Source organism: Bacillus pseudomycoides DSM 12442 (assembly GCF_000161455.1).
Classification (GTDB): Bacteria; Bacillota; Bacilli; order Bacillales; family Bacillaceae_G; genus Bacillus_A; species Bacillus_A pseudomycoides.
Map to the genome: position 1 here is coordinate 599,912 of NZ_CM000745.1, position 18,568 is coordinate 618,479.

The window sequence follows — 18,568 nt, forward strand, 5'->3', positions numbered from 1 at the left end:
ATTATTTGTCAGCTTTTTGGAGTGTAATTGCATTTCGTGTATGGCTTATATGCTCATAAAATAATAATTTATTTCGACTAAATACATGTAATAGGACATGTATAATGAAGAGACCATTAATTGAGAACATAAACAGTAATATAATGAGCATAGTTAATGGATTAGTCTGATTCAATATGGAACTACTAGAGAGAATATAGTTCATTCCACCTAAAACAAAATAGAAAAGGCCGTAACGAATAAATAATTCTTTAATGGTAATTCGCTCATTTTTACCTTTTATATGAATACGAAGCAACGCTTTACCAATTGTTTTTCCGTTCGTCAAATACGGAATGACGATGAAATAAATGAAGACCGCACATAGGGTGAAAATAAGTTCATATAGATTGGTATAAGACTGGATACTAGAAATGAAAATAGAATTTCCTTTATTTTTTATAACTGGCACAACAATAGATAAGAAAATCCAATCAATTTGCAGTGCGATAAGACGACGAATAAATCCAACTGGTTTCGTAGCTAAATCGACATGTGCATCTAATTCATTTGATTTAGGAAGGAAGTACGTGAATATCGGTGCGATGAAATAACCAATTGCTCCCCCAAGAGTATTTAAAAATAAATCATCGACATCAAATAAACGATATGCGCAATTGTATATACCGTATAATCCAGTCACTTGTGTTATCTCAAAAAATAGTGAGAGACAAAGTGAAAAGAAGATTGTTTGTAAAAAACCAAGGCGGAAATAGTAACGTAAATATATGCCGATTGGAATCGTTAATAGTGCATTGAATGCGACTTGTAAAAAAGCAGATTCTTTTAATAAATAGAAATAGGTAGCTGGTTTGGCTAATACTGCTGCTGTATGGTTGCTGATTTCTTGAATGAAATAAAACGGTACAAGCTGAACGTGCTGTGTACTAGCTGGCTGCAAGCTACATGTATCATAGGTTTGTGGCAGCGGTAAGATGACAAGAAAATAAGCGTTTAACAAGTAAAGCAGTAAAGAATATAAAATAAATGAACGCCATTTATTTAAATAGCCATATTTTCTGTAATTAAATATTAAAAATGGAATCAATAGAATCATTGCTAAAAAGGGGAATAGAATAAATGCTGTTTTAATTGGAAATAAATAAGCTGTCAAAATGTGGCTCCTTTCGAAAAAATTCGGAATCTATTATAGCTTTAATAAAATGTAAAATCAAATTTTATTTTTTAGAGACCGAGTTGTTTCGATAGGAAAGAGGGATGAAGAAGAGCCTTACTGCAAATTTGCAGAAGGCTCTTTTAGTGTAAATATTTAACGTGCGTAGCATGGGATTTTGATGAGAGAATATAGCTTTTGAATTGTTGTTTCCATGGCATCGTTGTAATTTCCTGTTTTTGAGAAATCCACTCATGATAATCTTGTTGTGTTTTCCATAATATACGAATCATATATTCATTCCCATGCTCAGTACGTTTCATGCGAGAAAATTCTAGATTAATAAACCCATATGTACCGGAGTTTGGATAGTATTCTTGTAGAGAACGAATAATTTGTTCTTCATAGCCGAATTTAATATGAATAAGTTTTGTAACAATAAACATGATTGCACCCCTTTTGTATTTGTAGTAGTAAATTAAATTGAATTGAATATCCTGTTTCAGTCACAACATGTGCAATCCTCCTATTATGCTTACGAGGTTATGGAGGTATCTTTAACGTAGATTTATCATGCTCGTAATTCATTTTTATAATGTAGGATACATTTAATATTATACTATTCTGAAAATTTAAAGTAAATAAAAGGAAGACGACAAATTTTTTATAAAAAAGAGCGCCCTATTTAGTAGGACAACTCTTTCAGCTTTATAGGAAAATAATAGTGAGTACACCCACGATGACACAATAAAAAGAGAAATATTTTAAATTCCCTTTCGCCATCAAATGTAAGGAAAAATGAGAGTTAAACCATATAAATCTATTTCGACTTTTCAATATATAAGTTGCTGTTACGAAGAATAAAAAGTGCCCTGTACTTATTTTTTTTCTTTTTTAGATTGGTATGGGGAAAGGGAAGAATTTGACTGCTTCTATGCATGGCTTGATGCTCTCTTCCGCCCAAAAAGAAAGGTTTTATGATGGTTTTTCAATTTGGATTTATATAATTTGTAGAAGGTTGTCATATGTTGTCAACAGACTAATTTTGTATCAGTAAGGTTTCTGCAGGATTTGACAATATTTTTAATGTCGTGTAATCTTTTGTTTCTAATATACGAATTTACATTTTGTAAGATTTGTATGAAAATCAGTTGTTAAAAGTTAAGAGTTCATTACATTTTATGGGTTGTTTTCATTTTTTTGTCATGAAAAATAAAGTGTATTTAATGAGTTTGTAAACAAACTGTAAAACAAATCATGTATAACTGTATGAGAAGGGAGTCGGATTATGAACTATTTTAAGCGAATCAGTAGTCTAGTATTAGCAGGAATTATTGGTCTTTCTAGTACAGTCGCTGTAAAAGCTGAGTCAAACGACGAGAAACTGGACAACATGCAACAGCAATTGCAGCAGAATAACAATGATATTCAGCAAAAAGAACAAGAGAAGCAAGCTGTTAATAAAGAAATACAAGGTATTGAGAGTGAACTACATAATTTAAATAATACAATTGCAAAAAACAAAGAGGACCAAGCTGCTATTCAAAGTAAAATCGATGAAACGCATAAGCAAATTGAACAGAAAAAGCAAGAGATTATCGTTTTAGAGGATAAAGTACTTGCTCGTAAAGATATTATGAAAAAACGTATGGTTTCTGTTCAAAATAGCTCAAATACGAGTTTAGTAGTAGAAGTTGTAGTAGAATCAAAGAATTTTGCTGATTTCTTACAACGTATGAATGCAGTATCTACAATCCTAGATGCAGATAAAGAGATTTTACGTCTGCAAGAACAAGATCTTCGTCAAATTGAAGAAGACAAAAAAGTAATTGACGAAAAAGAAGCGTCTTTAGTAGTAGACAAACAAAAATTAGCAAAAGCACAAGCGGATTTACAAGAAAACTTGAAAAAGCGTCAAGAAAACTTACAAGCTGTGCAAGCAAAATATAATCAAATTGCAAGTCAAATTAATTTAGCTGAACAAGAAAAAGCAAAAATTGAATCAAGTATGAAAGAAGTACAAGAAACAATTGCTCGTGAGCAAGAAGCTGCAAGATTAGCAGCGGAAGCTCAAGCAAAAGCAGAAGCAGAAGCAAAAGCTGCGAAAGAAGCAGAAGCAAAAGCAATAGCAGACGCGGCTAAGCAAACAGCACCAGCGCCTAAGCAAGCTGAAAGTGGAAAAACACCATCTACTCCTCAGCCAGAGCCAAAACCGGCTAAAGGTGGGCGTGAAATTTATGTATTGGCAACTGCTTATACAGCTGATCCTTCTGAAAATGGAAATAAGCCAGGTGAAACTGTAAAATCTAAATTGGGTCATAACTTAACTGCAAACCCAGGAATGAAATTAATTGCTGTAGATGATGCGGTTATTCCATTGGGATCTCGTGTATTTGTTGAAGGATACGGTGAAGCAATTGCCGGGGATACTGGCGGAGATATTAAAGGTCATAGAATTGATGTATTAATGCCAGATAAAGCTTCTTCTAGTGCTTGGGGACGCAGAACGGTTAAAGTTACAATTTTAAATTAAAATCAAATCCAACTTTACATCTGGTAAAGTTGGATTTTTTTACGAAATAAATGTTAAGTTGAGTTTACATTTTGTAAAGCTTAGCATACAATGATGGTGAGAGGTGGTAAATTTGACCATTTACAATAGAGTGAAGGAGCTAAGAGCCCGTTTTAACTTTACGCAGAGCGTATTAGCTGAAAAAGTTGGCGTAACAAGGCAAACGATTGCAGCGATTGAAAAGGGTGATTACGTTCCATCATTGTTATTAGCACTGACGATTTGTGATGTATTTGATTTAAAGATGGAGGATGTGTTTGTTTTAAATAAGGAGGGAGAAAAAAGTGAATAGAATCATTTTGTCTTATGTGGTGAATGTGTTATTTATCGGATTAGCTAGCTGGGCATTTATTGAACTCTATTATTTTGAGGTGGAATTTGCAAATATTATTCAAACAGAGAAAGTGCCATTTGAAATATCGATGAGCATCACACCGTTTTTATTGTTATTAATTGTAGCTGTTGTATCCACTATTTTTTATAAAGTTCAAAAGAAGAAATATAAGAAATTATCTTTTTGGATGTTTCCCTTGTTATTTCCACAAGATGATGAGCGGGAAGAAATCATTACAGCAAAAGCATGTCGTACGACTTTTATGGCGCTTTGGTATGTTATGCCGACTGCAGCTGCATTGCTTGTTATATATCCGATTGTAACCCCGTATATTCCTGCGTACCCATTATATGTTGTGTTTTTAATCTTCTTTATACAAATGACTGTATTCCATATTTCACTTTATCGAAATAAATTTGCTTGAAGACGTGCCACGTGCACGTCTTTTTTTGTAATAAACATCCTATTTTTTACAAAAAATTAATGTGTGTCGAAGTGAAGATTTACAAATGTTTTTTATGATAGAAATTGGACGTATCGAATAAAGGGAGTGGGGAAATGAAAAAGGCGTTCTTATACGGTGGGATGATTGCAAGTGTATTATGGGCAGGAAATGATGTGAGTGCAGAAACAATAGACAAGGACGCACAAAAGGTTGTGAATAAAATAGATACGTTACCAAAGGGGAGTATATCTAACCCAGCGTATCGCGGGAAAGTGGAACAGATGGTGGCGGACTTTATTGGTAAAAAACATAAGGATACAAAAGTTAATCGAATCGCCTCATTTCAAATGCCAAATGGGAAGGCTGAAATTACAGCATCAACACCTGATGGGAATACACTTGTTGTTACGGAAGCAGATTTAGGACAAATTCAGATTCTATCAATTGCAGATTTAGAGAATATAAAAGTATTAGGAAATGTGAGTTTTAAAGAAATTCATTCAGAAGCAGAAGTAACGAGTGTAACGGTTACACCAGACGGAAAGTACGCATTGGCTGCTTTTCGAACTGGAGATAACTTATATTATGCAAATAAGGGACAAGTGGCGGTAGTGGATTTAGCAGCGCAGAGAGTTGTAAAAACGTATGAAGTAGGTGTAGGACCAGATTCAGTAGCGTTAACAGCAGATGGAAGAACACTTATTATTTGTAATGAAGATGAAGAAAACGATCCAAATGATGAAAATGAAGTGAATATGAAAAAAACAAAACGACCAGGAAGTATTTCTATGATTACATTTCCTGACGGTGATGTCATGCGCGGGGAACATACTGAGCTTCCAATCCATATGAGTAACATTAGTAATGGAGCAATCTATAAGCATGATCCGCAGCCGGAGTATGTAGCGATTAGCGCAAAAGGAGATAAAGCAGCTGTTACATTACAAGAAAATAATGCGGTAGCAATTGTAAATATTGTAGAAAAACGAATTGAAAATATATTTGGTCTTGGCATCACAACACATAAAGCAGATTTAAAAAAGGATGGTACCGTATCTTTTCAAGATGAGGTGACTGCACGCCTAGAACCAGATGGTGTGACATGGGATCCGTCTGGGCGATTTCTCATTACTGCTAATGAAGGGGATCTTGGTAAAAATGAGTTTAAAGATGGCGTGAAATCAGGGGGGAGAAATATTTCTGTATGGAGTCAGGACGGATCTCTTGTGTACGATAGTATGAATCTTATTGATGAAAAAGTAGCAGCTGCTGGGTTATATCCTGATAATAGAAGTGAAAATCGCGGAAGTGAAGTAGAAAATGTGGCGACGGGTATGATAAAAGGAAATTCCATCTTAGCAGTAGCTGCTGAAAGGGCAAATGCTGTATTATTTTTCGATATGACAATTCCAATGTTCCCGGTTTATATTGGACTTGCTCCATCAGCTGGGGCAGCACCAGAAGGAATTTATAAAGTAAACGGTCGAGATTTGTTTGTAAGTGCGGATGAAGTAGATGGAGTATTAAGTTTTTATCGTATAAGTAAATAAATTTCTTTTCCTTTTCGTCTCATACTTGTACATATAGTCATCTTACTTTATCATCTTATATAGAAGTAAGATTTTGTAAAGGGAAGGAATTATGTATGAATAAGAAGAGAATATATAGTATACTAGCAGTTCTTTTATTTGTTGTAGGTGGCATTTTAATTGGTAAGCCATTTTATGACGGATATATGGCAGAGAAGAAGCAAACAGAAAATGTACAAGCTGTTCAGAAGATGGAATATCAAAAACAGGATACGAAATTTGTAGATGCATCTAAAATTGACCAACCTGATTTATCAGAGGTAGCGAATGCATCATTAGATGAAACACAAGTAATTGGTCGTATTGAGATTCCAAGTATTTCATTGAAATTACCTATTTTAAATGCTTCTACCGAGAAAAATTTATTATCAGGAGCAGCAACTGTAAAAGAGAAGCAAGAGATGGGAAAAGAAAATTATGCATTGGCAGGACATAACATGTCAAAAAAAGGTGTTTTGTTTAGCGATGTATCTTCGTTAAAAAAGAACGATAAAATCTATTTATATGATAATAAAAATGAGTATGAGTACGTTGTTGCGAATGTGTCAGAAGTAACACCTGATAAATGGGAAGTAGTAGAAGATCACGGGAAAACAGAAGTTACACTTATTACATGTGTGTCTGTATCTGATAACTCGAAGCGTTTTGTTGTTACTGGGGAGTTTGTAAAAGCGAAGAAAAAAAGCTGAGGGAGTAATCCCTCAGCTTTTTTAGTCCATCCATTTTACCAGTTTTTTAGAAAGTAGTAATAAAACACATCCTAAAACAATAGCGACTGCTCCTATAACTGTGAATACTTCTGAATATCCAAGTGAAGTTGTAAAACTAGCGAGTTGACCACCTAAAATGTTGGCGACCCCTGAACTAGCGAGCCAAACGCCCATCAGTAATGAAGCGAGTTTTACTGGTGCAAGAGAACTGACCATTGATAATCCAACAGGTGATAAGAACAATTCACCTAATGTGTGGAAAAGGTAAGTAAAGACAATAAATAGTAGGTTTGCTTGCTCTGTAATGTTGTGCTCATCACTACCTGTTTTTAATGTAGCGATAACAAGAACGATATAACCGATTCCAAGTAAAATCATACCGAGTCCCATTTTTGTTGGGATTTTTAAATCTCCACGTTTTGTTGTAGCCAGCTTAGCCCATAGTGCTGAAATAGCGGGAGCAAGCAAAATGATAAATAGTGGATTGACTGATTGGAACCAAGATGTTGGGATTTCCCATCCGAACACAGAACGATCAACAAACTTGCTTGTATATAACGTTAGTGAGCTACCAGCTTGTTCAAAACCAGCCCAAAAGAAGACGACGAAGCAAGTTAGAATAACGATAACTGCTGTATGTTGTTTTTCTTTTTTTGTGAGTGGTGTATTACCAGCTGTTTGTTTCCCTGATGCCGCTTGTAAATCTATTGTTGGTTTTTTACCGATATCACCAAGGTAGCGATTAGACAATGTTGTAAATAAAATTTGTCCAATAATCATACCGATTGAGGCAGCTAAGAATCCGTAACGGAAGCCGTAATGAACAACGCCATCTACTGTTGTTTTGAATAAATTTTCTGATAAAAATCCGCAAACGAGTGGAGCTAAAAATGAACCGACGTTAATACCCATATAGAAAATGGTAAATGCACTATCACGTTTTGGGTCATTTTCTTCATACAGTTGTCCAACAAGTGTAGAAATATTTGGTTTGAAGAAACCATTACCAATAATAATAAGCGCGAGTCCAAGGTATAGGCCGATTTGGTTTTGCAGGGCAAATAGCGTAAGGTTACCGATTGCCATTGTCACGCCACCTATCGTGATAGCTAAACGTCTTCCAAGAAATCGGTCAGTTAAGTATCCACCAATCATTGGAGTAAAGTAACACGCTCCAGTGTAAAAGCCATAGATAGAAAGTGCCCACCCGGGACTAAATCCAAGACCACCGCTTACTAAAGCTGTTGTTAAGTATAGTGTTAATAATCCTCGTAATCCATAGTAACTAAATCGTTCCCACATTTCTGTGAAGAAGAGTAAGTATAAACCTGGAGGATGTTTCTTGTTTCGTTGTTGTTTTTTCTCAAGTTGTATCGTTGATTCCATTTCAGTTTCCTCCTGACACAAACAAAAACAAAGTTAATAGTTTTGTATATGTAATAGTTTACTTTATTAACTATTACATGTCAATAAAGGTTGATTTTTCAGAAGAAATTGGAAAACAGAGCGGATGTAGAATAGGGATTTCTTTTGTGGTAGACTATGGACTATGTTTGTTTTAGCGTATAAGTGAAAATTGAAAAACAATGTAAAACCTTTCTTTTTAGATGGAAGAGAGCATCCGACTATGTATAGAAGCGGTTAGGGCCTTTTTTAGCCCTATGCCATGGAAAACAAAAGGAGAAAACGAGTGGAGGTCTGCTTTTGTTTTCAAAGCCGCAACTGATATGTTGGAAAATCAAAATCGAGTTATATACCTCTTTTTTTTAATGGGAGAGAGCATTTGTTCATGGATAGAAGCAGTCAGATCCTTTTCCTGTCTCATACTAAGTGAAGACAAAGAGAGAAGATGAGTGCGAATCATCTTTTGTTAGGCGTAGCCGCAATTTATATGTTGAACAAACAAAATGTATATAGGGTGAAAAGGATTCCACTTTATATGAAAGTAACGAAGGAGAAAGAAATGAAATCATTACAGAAAAAAGAAATTTTGCTTATGAGCCTGATGTTATTTTCCATGTTTTTTGGAGCTGGAAATCTTATTTTTCCACCTTTCCTTGGATATGAAGCGGGGAATCATGTATGGATTGCATTGTTGGGCTTTATCATATCAGCAACTGGACTTCCGATATTAGGTGTAATAGCAATCGCTAAGGCCGGAAGTTTCCAAGGACTAGCAAATCGTGTACATTCCTCTTTTGCAATTATTTTTCCTTGCTTAATTTATTTGTTTATCGGTCCTGGGCTTGGTATACCACGTGCAGGAAGTTTAGCTTTTGAAATGGGACCAGGTCAATTATTTCCTGATTCCGGTAGTGTGTTGCTACTTATCTATACAGTCATCTTTTTTAGCATTGTATATTGGCTAAGTTTATCACCATCAAAATTGATGGGGCTGTTTGGGAAACTATTAACACCTTTATTGTTATGTATGATTGCCCTTATTTTTATAAAGAGTATGATTACACCAGTAGGAGATGTTCAAGTACCAGTGGGGAACTATGGAAATACTCCGGTATTTCAAGGGTTTTTAGATGGGTATTTAACGATGGATGCTTTAGCAGCGTTAATCTTTGGAATTGTTGTAGCAAATGCTTTACGTGTAAAAGGAGTACAAGATGAAAAGAACATAGCAAAGTATATGAGCATGGCAGGTATAGGTGCTGGTCTATTATTATCTCTTATTTACGTTATTCTCGGATATGTCGGATCAATAAGTGGCTCACTTGGAAAATTTGATAATGGTGCACAAGTATTAGCTCATGTGATGACTGCATTATTTGGACAGAGCGGTATGATATTATTAGGAATTATTTTTACAGTTGCTTGTTTGTGTGTATCGATCGGACTTGTTACATCTTGTAGTCAGTTTTTTACAGAAGTATTTCCAAGAGTCTCTTATAAAGTGTGGGCTTTTGTTTTAAGTGTCGTTAGTATGATTCTTGCTAATTTAGGATTAACACAAATTTTAAAAGTATCAGTCCCTATTCTTGGGTTTATTTATCCGATTGCTTTAACACTTATTATTTTAGGACTATGTCATAAGTATATCGGTAAGTATACGTATATATATCCAGTGACTATTGGACTAGTAGCGGTGTTTAGTGGAATAGATATTTTAAATCGTAACGTGCTACTTTCAAAATGGACATCTATATTAGAACACATTCCTTTATATACAGAAGGAGTAGGATGGATTATTCCAGCGATTGTAGGTGGCTGCTTAGGAATGATTGTAAGTGCTTGTATGAATAAAAAGGATTAGAAGAAAAAGGTGTTTTCTATACTGGAAAACGCCTTTTTTGTTTAATCTAATTCACCTATAAACCAAATTTCTTTGTCATTGTAATCAGAATCAGTAAAAATTTCTGTATATCCTTTTACTTGTAATTCGTTAGGTATATGTAAGCCGCATTCTTGTTCAATCTCGCGTTCTTGTGGTAATGGAATCCACTGTGGTCCGTCCATGTATCTACCTAGAAAGCCTTCAAAAAATCGTTCTATTCCTTGTTTACTACATACAATTAAGATATTAGAAGCTTGTAAATTAGGAAAAGAGACAACAAAATAAATACGATACTCTTTTTCAGTTGTAGTTTTTATACGGATTAAATGCTCTACTCGATTGATTGCTGTCTGTAAATAAAATCGTTTAATCGAGTTCGATTTACGTTTTGAATGCATATAAGAAGGATTGAAGGGAAGATGAATAGACCAGCAACCTAAAGCAGACTGTTCATTAGCATTTGGTAAAGAGTTTGTATGTATAGTCGTATATTGCAAGAAATTTCGGAATGCGCGCCTTAGACCACGGGTTTTCTTTTTTGAGTTATTGTTCCAAATTGATTGTTCCAAAGCAACACCTCATAAGCAATATTTTTTATTTTTCTAGTTACGCTGAAAAGAAGAAGGAGAAATGCTATTTATTACTATAATAGCAGAAACTAGGAAATGTTAGAGAAATTTCTCTTAAAAAATGAATAAGCTAATAGTATGATGTAAGTAATGGGTAATTTCACCAATTATATGTATAGTACCATTTTAGCAGCATGATTAGAGGGGGGAGAGAATGAAACAGGATTTAAACAAAAAAATAGAAGCTCTAGAAACAGCGATTGATACAATCCAAGAGGCGCTCTATGAATTAAAGGCACAGCAAAGGGAAATAGAAGTAGAAAAAGTTCAACAGGAGAGAGAGCAGAAGAAACAAGAAACTAGTATCCCTGCACCAAATGTGAGAAAAGAAGAAATTGTCGTTAATGAAGAAAGAGTGAAAGAACCAGAAGTAAAACAAGTAGATATTTCTGCATTTAAGCCTGAACCGTTTGATATTATAAAATTTTGTCAAACATGGCTGCCACGTATTTTCGTTGCTATTATGCTACTGGGGGTAATTTGGCTCTTTAAAGCGGGAGTAGATGCGGGATTACTTACTCCAGCAATTCGTATTGTATTTGGCGTAGTATTATCAGTTGGTTTGTACTATGTAGGTGATCTGCAAATAAAACAGGAACGTCAAGCTTTAGGGTTAGTATTAGCTGGGGGGAGTATTACAGGTATTGTTTTAACGACATTCGCTGCACATTATTTGTATCATTTCTTTCCGGCAACCATTGCATTTATATTAAATATTATTTGGATTATACTTGGCATCTATCTAGCTAAGCGATATCAATCAGAGTATCTCGCTATATTTGTATCTGTAGGTGCCTTTTTTGTACCGTTCTTATTAAATAGTACAACACCTAATTCTTACATTTTCTTTGGATATGAAGCAATATTAACGATTAGTTTATTATGGTATGCGTATAAGAACCGTTATCAATATTTATATATGGTGTCTTATTGTGTTTCTGTACTTGTAACATTTGTCTTCTTTGTCATTATGACAGTGTTACTAGGAAATTTAAATGTACAATTAACAGTTGTGTATGGATTCATTCATATTACACTTTTTTGGCATATGTTTATGAACCGAAGTTTTATTTATCAACCTAGAATGGCGTTGTTTAGTGCGAATGCAATCTTCTTTATTATGGCAATTGTAAAAATTCCAGACTTTACAACATGGGGATTATTGATTAGTACAATTGTGCACGCTGTAATGTTTGTAGCTGAATATACGAAAAATAAAAAATCATTATTTACGGATCTTTTATTTGGATTTGCAATGGGATCGTTTAGTTTAGCGATTTTATATGAGTTCAGCTTAGTAAATGGATCGATCATCTTAATGTTACAAGGATTCTTAGGTGTTGTTACTTCTGTTAAATTGAAACAAGAAATTAAGTTTTATATAAGCGCTGTTATTTATGCGATTGGTATGCTTCAAACGCTCGTTAGTCCATTTGAAGCATTTATGTCAGCTGCTTTTGTAGCTCACTTCATTTTGCTTGGAACATTTTATTATGGCATGATGAGAGTGAAACCAATGTTACAACATTTTGGAAAACATGTGTATTCGATTACACTGTACGGCTTTATGGTACTTGTATTTATTACAATTACTAGAATAGGAGAGGTTCTTTCAACAAGCGGAAGTATCATTAGTGTACCTGTCTCTCTTTTATGGATGATATATGCTTTAGTTTCAGTTTGGTTTGGGCGTAATAGAAGAATGAATGAAATACTGTATGCGGGGCTAGTGGTGTTAGTTGTGACAGTGAGTAAGTTATTCTTCTTAGATTTACCAGAAGTATCAATGATGATTCGTGCAGTATTATTCTTACTTATTGGTGGACTAGGAATTGTTATTTCTAGAATGTTTTTCTCAAAAGAAAAAGATGAGTAGTAAAAAAGCAATCCATTTAGGATTGCTTTTTTTATTATTTATTATTAATAGTGACAGCTTCATTATATTTTGTCGTTGTATTTTGACGAAGACGCAAAGTGGCTTGTCCAGTTGTATTTGGTGCGAGTTGTACATTTACTACTTTTTCAGCAAAACCTAGACTATTTGTTATGAAAGAGAATGCATTACTATATCCAAAGCTAGAAGGCCAAGTACCATTTTCATTTTGGATTTTCGCAACTTGTGATCCTCCAGTTGTGAAAATTCCTAGAGAATAATTACTATATGTTGTATTTGGTAATAAGTTATTTAATTGAATTTTCACTTGGAATACTTCATTGTTTGGCAGGATACTAGGATGCGTAACTACGTAATTATTTACAGGTGTAGTTACTGTACTGCTATATCCATATGAACCTGGCTTAAATGTATTTGTATTGAACCATTTATATCCTTGATTTGGGGCGCTCCAAGGTTCTGGTTGTGGCTCAGTTGATAAATTAGGTTGCTCAAATGTTTGTAAAGGTGTTGGGTTATCAAGTTGTAAGCCATTTACTTGATCTAAACTTGTATAGGTTTCTTGTTTAGATAACCAATTAACGATATTTTCCAATAAGATAGCGTCATTTTCTTCTTTATACCCATCATATGTTTTTTTTGCTTGTCCTGTATCTTCACGAACATATTTTGGTGAGGCATCCTCAACAGGAGAAGAATCGCCGATAAATGCTGCTTTTCCAAGACCAACTTTAGCAATAGCAGCAAAAGGACCTTCTGCAATACCGCCACCATTATAAACACCACTATCAACAGCGTTATTCCATTTTGATGGGTTTTCTGGAAGGTACACGATTCCTTTTGCTAATTTAGTGTTTGTAATGGCAAGTGTAGAACCAGCATGCATAGCTACTGATGAAACACCTTTCGTAATACCAAAGGATTGTTCAGGTGATACAATATTTTTGGCAGAAACATCTCCAAGCGCATTATAGCGAAAGCGAATACCAAAGTTTTGAGATAACCAATCGGAGCTTTCCACTCCTTGCATTGCTGGCGAGTTTGCTTCTTCACTAGACATACCTTTTGCAGGGTTGTCCCATGCACCACGTCTGTATCCATTAAATACCTCTGAAGAATCCCAGCGATTCTTATTTCGGTCTGCATTATAATGATCTGCGATAAAGAAAATACTACCACCATTTTTAACATACTGTAACATAGCATCTTGTTCAGATTTTTTATAAGGAATATTTGCTTCAGGAACAATAAACACATTATAATCTTTTAAATTTTCATATGTAATAGGTGTAGATTGGCGAAGCTCTTTTACAAAATATCCATTTTTAGAAATACCATTTCCAAAATCGGAAAAACCACCATCAATGACCCAATCAGCTGTACCTGCTGTTTGCCCATGTGTATTATCAAATAATACTTTCTTCCCATTGTTTTGATTTACAACTTTTGCAGCAATTTCAGGTGCTGGATCTGTAGAACTTTCAGCGAAAGCAGGTGGAATATAAGTGCTTCCGATACTGAGTGTAATTGCTGTTGCTAAAGAAAGTTTAAGCCATTTTTTGTTCTTCATAGAAGAATCCCCCTAATAATAAATATATGTCCCTTAATAATGTAATGGATTTTTTTATGAAAATAAAGATGGAAAATGTGAAATATACAAAAAATTTGTAAAAATAACATGAATTTTGTTGATAAATATTTGTGTGAAAAATAAGAAAACCCCTTCCTCGCTATCAGGAAGGGGTAACATATTTAACTGATTTTTGAATTTTCTACAGCATCTATCTTATGAAATCCTTTTAAGTAATATACAACTACCAATGCAATTAACCAAATTGGACCAACAATTAATGCAATTCGTGTATCCTCTGAATAAGCCATAATTCCTAATACTAATGTAAGGAAACCGAGTGAAAAATAAGAACTTAATGGATACAAAGGCATTTTATACGTTAAATTTTGCTTAGTTTGTGCTGGTAATCCTTTTCGGAATCGGATTTGGGTAACTAATATGATCCCCCATGTCCAAATTGCGCCGAACGTTGAAATACTAGTAAGCCATGTAAATACTTTTGCAGGAACAAGATAGTTTAAAATAACACCAGCTAGTAGGACGAAAGAAGTTGCTAAAATTCCTTTACTTGGAATCCCATTTTTATTCAAACGGCCGAACTTTTCAGGTGCCTTTTTTTGTTGCGCCAATGTAAATAACATACGTCCCGTACTAAATAGACCACCGTTACAAGAAGAAAGAGCCGCTGTTAAGACGACAAAGTTAATAATCCCTGCTGCTTTTGCTATACCAATTTGTTGGAATGTTAATACAAATGGACTTCCTTTATCGCCAAGTTCATTCCATGGATAAATTGCCATCATAACAAATAAGGCTCCAACGTAGAACAGTAAAATACGCCAAAATACGTTATCAATTGCTTTTGCGAGTGTTTTCTTTGGATTTTGTGCTTCACCAGCTGTGACACCGATGAGCTCGACTCCTAGATAAGCGAATAAAACCATTTGTAAGGAAAGAAGTAACCCAGAAAAACCATTTGGAAACCATCCGCCGTGTGACCAAAGATTTGAAATACCAGTGGCGATACCATCATTTCCAAATCCAAATAAAATAATTCCTGTACCAATTACAATCATACTGATAATTGTGACAATTTTAATTAAAGCAAACCAAAATTCAAGTTCCCCGAATACTTTTACAGATAAAAAGTTAAATGCACTCATTAATACGAGAGCCATTAATGCCCAAATCCAGCGCGGGATATCCGGGAACCAAAACTCCATATAAATACCAGCGGCAGTGATTTCTGCCATACAAGTAACAACCCATAAAAACCAGTAGTTCCAACCAGTGATATAACCTGCTAACGGTCCTAAATAATCATGTGCATATTTGCTAAAAGAACCAGCAACAGGCTGTTCAATTGCCATTTCCCCAAGAGCGCGCATAATGAAGAAGATAACGAGTCCAGCAATCATATAGGCTAATAGAATAGAAGGTCCAGCTAATTTAATAGCGGAAGCAGATCCTAAAAATAGTCCTACGCCAATAGCGGATCCAAGAGACATCAATGTGATGTGCCGTTGTTTTAGACCGCGGTTTAAATTTCCTGATTTGTTTGTGTTTTGCATAAGAAGCCTCCTTGTAGGATGAAAAAGTTTGAATACGCTTACTTGATGTTTAACTATTTTAAATTATAAAACATTTCTTTCTGTTATGCTACAAAAATAGTCGATGTATGCTGTACTATATCTATATTTGTCAGACCTAAACTTAAAATTCGAACTATTATTGAATATATTGACTCTTCTTTTTATTGGTTGGTAAGATTAAGTATTACATTTTCTCATATAATAGTAAGAAAAGAATGTGTGATAATAATTCATTGTGTAGGAAGGGTACTTAAGCATGTTTCAATTACAAAAGTATAACACTTCTGTGAAGCAAGAGATTTTAGCTGGCATCACAACGTTTTTTACATTTGCGTACATTCTTGTCATCAATCCGAAAATATTGTCTGATGCAGGTGTACCTTTTGATCAAGCATTTACGGCAACCATTATTGCGACAGTTGTCGGAACACTATGTATGGCGTTTTTAGCAAATTATCCGATTGTCATTGCTCCAGCAATGGGGATGAATGCGTACTTTGCTTATTCTGTTGTACAAAAGGCAGAAGGCATTACATATGGCATTGCGTTTTCAGCAGTATTTGTAACAGGTATTATTTTTCTTTTACTATCCTTCACATCATTTCGTCAAAAGCTTATTGTAGCAATTCCAGATAGTTTAAAACAGGCTATTGCGGGTGGAATTGGGTTATTTATTGCTTTCATTGGTCTTCGTTTATCCGGGATTATCGTTGATCATCCATCTAATTTAGTTACAATTGGAGATTTTCATTCACCAGCTGTTATTTTAACACTAATTGGTTTAGTGTTAGCAGCAGTGTTAATGGCATTACGTGTGAGTGGTGCACTATTTATTAGTATGATTGTGACGGGCATCATTGCCTTTTTTACAGGTCAACTTAAGTTTGAGGATAAAATTGCAGCTATCCCTCACTTACCAAAGGGAATCATTGTTTCAAATCCGATGACTGCGTTATCTGATGTGATTGAATATGGATTATACGGAGTTGTGTTTTCATTTTTACTTGTACTGTTATTTGATACAACCGGTGCCTTGCTTGGTTTAATTAAACAAGCTGGTTTAAGTACAGATAACACTGAAAAACGTTTCGGTAAAGCATTTATTGCTGATGCAATCGGTGGTACAACGGGAGCAGTATTCGGGACAAGTCCGACAGCAGCAACGATTGAATCATCAGCGGGAATTGCAGCAGGTGGTAAAACAGGATTAACAAGTATTGTAGTAATCTGCTTAACGATAGTTACTGCATTTTTCAGTCCTGTTATTGCCTCTTTATCAAGTGTAGCAGCAATTACTGCTCCATCATTAATCATTGTAGGAAGTCTAATGGCACAAAGTATTCGCGATATTAACTGGAATGAATTTGAAGATGCATTACCGGCGTTTTTAATTTTCGTAGGGATTCCATTAACATCTAGTATTGCGAATGGAATTGCACTTGGATTTTTAATCTATCCTATCTTAAAGATTGTGAAAGGGAAAGGGATGGAAGTTCATCCGCTTCTTTATTTCTTTGCGATTTTGTTTGGATGTCATTTATTTTTATAATGAGATAGAAAAAGGTACTCCTCATAGGTAGTACCTTTTTTCGTGTATAATAAGGTAAAACTTTTATTCGTAGAAATGGATAATTCGTTATGAAGAGAGAAATTGCATTTCAATAATAATGTAATTTAATAATGGAATATATAAGTTACAATTAATAGTGAAGGAGGGGCATGGATTGGCTGTAAGTAAAATAAAGGTCGCTCGTGTTCAGTTAGATTTAACACAACAACAATTAGCAGAAAAAGTAGGAGTTACACGGCAAACGATTAGTTTAATTGAAAAAGGAAAATATAATCCTTCTTTAGATTTGTGTTTAAAAATTTGTTATGCCGTAAATCAAACGTTAAATGATTTATTTTGGGAGGATAAGGAGTGAAGGATATCGATGAGGATCGTGAAAGATGAACGCTTAATGATTCAAGGACTAAAACATACTAGAATGGCATTTGTTTTACAAAACCTTGTGATATTAGGTATGGTTTTTTACCGTTATGTCATAAAAGGAGTGGGATATGAAGGCGGAGAACCGGTGAAACGAAGCTATTTTTTTAAATTGTTATTGCTCCCTATTACACTTGCAATTGTAATTATGGGAATTAATATGATTGTAACACCAAATGCTTCTTTAAAGGGCACAGGACTAATTGGTCTTGTTATATTTATTTGTTTCTTGGTACCATCGTTATATGCTTACAATTATAGAAGAACAATACGATCTGAAGAGGATGAATGAGACATAGAAAATATGAAAAATCCCCCACCTACCTCAAGCTCGTGTAGAGGTAGGGAGGGGTAGTTCAATTCATAATGTTTTATACATTAATTTATGAAGTCCAATCGGATGTATATCGAATGTTTCACCATGCTCAAGGAATCCTAATCGTTTGTAGTAATCTGTAACGGTAATACGAGCATTACACCATAATATCTCTGCTTGACGCTCTTTTAAGATTACTTCAGCTTGTTGGATTAATGAGCTACCGGCATGTTGTTTCCGAAAGGTGGGTACTGTAGCCATGCCTCGTAAACGATAGTGATGGTTACCCTGTAAGGAAGGGGGGATTTCATGAGAGAACGAAGCAATGCTAATGAGTTTATCATTTAAGAAGGCACCGAGATGAAAGGAATTTGTTTCGTAATCAGATGGGTATTTACAATCTTCCAACTGTTGAGTTGGACGTAAAATTTTTTGACGTAGTTCGTATGTTTCGGAGGCGTCAATACATTTAATTGTAACCATAC

The 18,568-nt window shown here is 34.7% G+C and carries 17 protein-coding genes; 10 read left to right on the plus strand and 7 right to left on the minus strand.

Translation table 11 applies throughout. From position 1 onward, the window contains the following. Position 1: 1 nt before the first annotated feature. A complete protein-coding gene (locus tag BPMYX0001_RS03030; protein WP_006093551.1) occupies positions 2 to 1,153 on the minus strand; it encodes a VanZ family protein in 1,152 nt (383 codons plus the stop codon). 143 nt (positions 1,154 to 1,296) lie between these two features. After that, complete coding sequence (locus tag BPMYX0001_RS03035; RefSeq protein ID WP_006093552.1) at positions 1,297 to 1,599, minus strand: antibiotic biosynthesis monooxygenase family protein; 303 nt, start codon at positions 1,597 to 1,599, stop codon at positions 1,297 to 1,299. 842 nt (positions 1,600 to 2,441) lie between these two features. Here BPMYX0001_RS03035 and BPMYX0001_RS03040 point away from each other — a divergent pair. The 5 genes from BPMYX0001_RS03040 to BPMYX0001_RS03060 all read left to right on the plus strand — a co-directional run bounded on the left by BPMYX0001_RS03040 (position 2,442) and on the right by BPMYX0001_RS03060 (position 6,782). Continuing rightward, complete coding sequence (locus BPMYX0001_RS03040; protein ID WP_006093553.1) at positions 2,442 to 3,686, plus strand: 3D domain-containing protein; 1,245 nt, start codon at positions 2,442 to 2,444, stop codon at positions 3,684 to 3,686. Positions 3,687 to 3,789: 103 nt separating this feature from the next. After that, positions 3,790 to 4,017, plus strand: coding sequence for a helix-turn-helix transcriptional regulator (locus BPMYX0001_RS03045; RefSeq protein WP_078211672.1), 228 nt, complete (start codon positions 3,790 to 3,792; stop codon positions 4,015 to 4,017). After that, positions 4,010 to 4,483 carry a hypothetical protein gene (locus BPMYX0001_RS03050; protein ID WP_018765544.1) on the plus strand — a complete coding sequence of 158 codons (474 nt, stop codon included), beginning with the start codon at positions 4,010 to 4,012 and terminating at the stop codon, positions 4,481 to 4,483. Before BPMYX0001_RS03045 ends, BPMYX0001_RS03050 begins: the two co-directional genes overlap by 8 nt. Before the next feature lie 134 nt (positions 4,484 to 4,617). Continuing rightward, positions 4,618 to 6,054, plus strand: a complete 1,437-nt coding sequence (locus BPMYX0001_RS03055; RefSeq protein WP_033798624.1) for a choice-of-anchor I domain-containing protein — start codon at positions 4,618 to 4,620, stop codon at positions 6,052 to 6,054. A 95-nt stretch (positions 6,055 to 6,149) separates the two neighbouring features. Continuing rightward, positions 6,150 to 6,782 (plus strand): class A sortase, encoded by a 633-nt coding sequence (locus tag BPMYX0001_RS03060; RefSeq protein ID WP_006093556.1) that lies wholly within the window; start codon positions 6,150 to 6,152, stop codon positions 6,780 to 6,782. A gap of 21 nt (positions 6,783 to 6,803) precedes the next feature. Here the strand turns inward: BPMYX0001_RS03060 and BPMYX0001_RS03065 are convergent, their stop codons facing one another. Then, positions 6,804 to 8,189 (minus strand): peptide MFS transporter, encoded by a 1,386-nt coding sequence (locus BPMYX0001_RS03065; protein WP_006093557.1) that lies wholly within the window; start codon positions 8,187 to 8,189, stop codon positions 6,804 to 6,806. Positions 8,190 to 8,766: 577 nt separating this feature from the next. Between BPMYX0001_RS03065 and brnQ1 the strand changes: the two genes are divergently transcribed. After that, complete coding sequence (brnQ1, locus tag BPMYX0001_RS03075) at positions 8,767 to 10,068, plus strand: branched-chain amino acid transport system II carrier protein BrnQ1 (protein ID WP_078211678.1); 1,302 nt, start codon at positions 8,767 to 8,769, stop codon at positions 10,066 to 10,068. Between the two features lie 41 nt (positions 10,069 to 10,109). Here brnQ1 and BPMYX0001_RS03080 read toward each other — a convergent pair whose 3' ends face one another. Beyond that, complete coding sequence (locus BPMYX0001_RS03080; RefSeq protein WP_033798626.1) at positions 10,110 to 10,658, minus strand: DUF3916 domain-containing protein; 549 nt, start codon at positions 10,656 to 10,658, stop codon at positions 10,110 to 10,112. Positions 10,659 to 10,872: 214 nt separating this feature from the next. Between BPMYX0001_RS03080 and BPMYX0001_RS03085 the strand changes: the two genes are divergently transcribed. Then, positions 10,873 to 12,594: a DUF2339 domain-containing protein gene (locus BPMYX0001_RS03085; protein ID WP_006093560.1), complete on the plus strand. Its 1,722-nt coding sequence runs from the start codon at positions 10,873 to 10,875 to the stop codon at positions 12,592 to 12,594. 34 nt (positions 12,595 to 12,628) lie between these two features. Here the strand turns inward: BPMYX0001_RS03085 and BPMYX0001_RS03090 are convergent, their stop codons facing one another. Continuing rightward, positions 12,629 to 14,182 carry a hypothetical protein gene (locus BPMYX0001_RS03090; RefSeq protein WP_006093561.1) on the minus strand — a complete coding sequence of 518 codons (1,554 nt, stop codon included), beginning with the start codon at positions 14,180 to 14,182 and terminating at the stop codon, positions 12,629 to 12,631. 182 nt (positions 14,183 to 14,364) lie between these two features. Beyond that, complete coding sequence (locus BPMYX0001_RS03095) at positions 14,365 to 15,756, minus strand: amino acid permease (protein WP_033795885.1); 1,392 nt, start codon at positions 15,754 to 15,756, stop codon at positions 14,365 to 14,367. Between the two features lie 277 nt (positions 15,757 to 16,033). Between BPMYX0001_RS03095 and BPMYX0001_RS03100 the strand changes: the two genes are divergently transcribed. The 3 genes from BPMYX0001_RS03100 (at position 16,034) to BPMYX0001_RS03110 (ending at position 18,059) form a co-directional block, all read left to right on the plus strand. Then, positions 16,034 to 17,326: an NCS2 family permease gene (locus tag BPMYX0001_RS03100; RefSeq protein WP_006093562.1), complete on the plus strand. Its 1,293-nt coding sequence runs from the start codon at positions 16,034 to 16,036 to the stop codon at positions 17,324 to 17,326. A gap of 175 nt (positions 17,327 to 17,501) precedes the next feature. Further along, entirely contained in the window at positions 17,502 to 17,702 is a 201-nt protein-coding gene (locus tag BPMYX0001_RS03105) for a helix-turn-helix transcriptional regulator (RefSeq protein WP_016113146.1), read from the plus strand. A 9-nt stretch (positions 17,703 to 17,711) separates the two neighbouring features. Next, complete coding sequence (locus BPMYX0001_RS03110) at positions 17,712 to 18,059, plus strand: hypothetical protein (RefSeq protein ID WP_033795886.1); 348 nt, start codon at positions 17,712 to 17,714, stop codon at positions 18,057 to 18,059. Between the two features lie 69 nt (positions 18,060 to 18,128). Here BPMYX0001_RS03110 and BPMYX0001_RS03115 read toward each other — a convergent pair whose 3' ends face one another. Further along, positions 18,129 to 18,566: a GNAT family N-acetyltransferase gene (locus BPMYX0001_RS03115; RefSeq protein ID WP_006093564.1), complete on the minus strand. Its 438-nt coding sequence runs from the start codon at positions 18,564 to 18,566 to the stop codon at positions 18,129 to 18,131. Between the last annotated feature and the right edge of the window lie 2 nt (positions 18,567 to 18,568).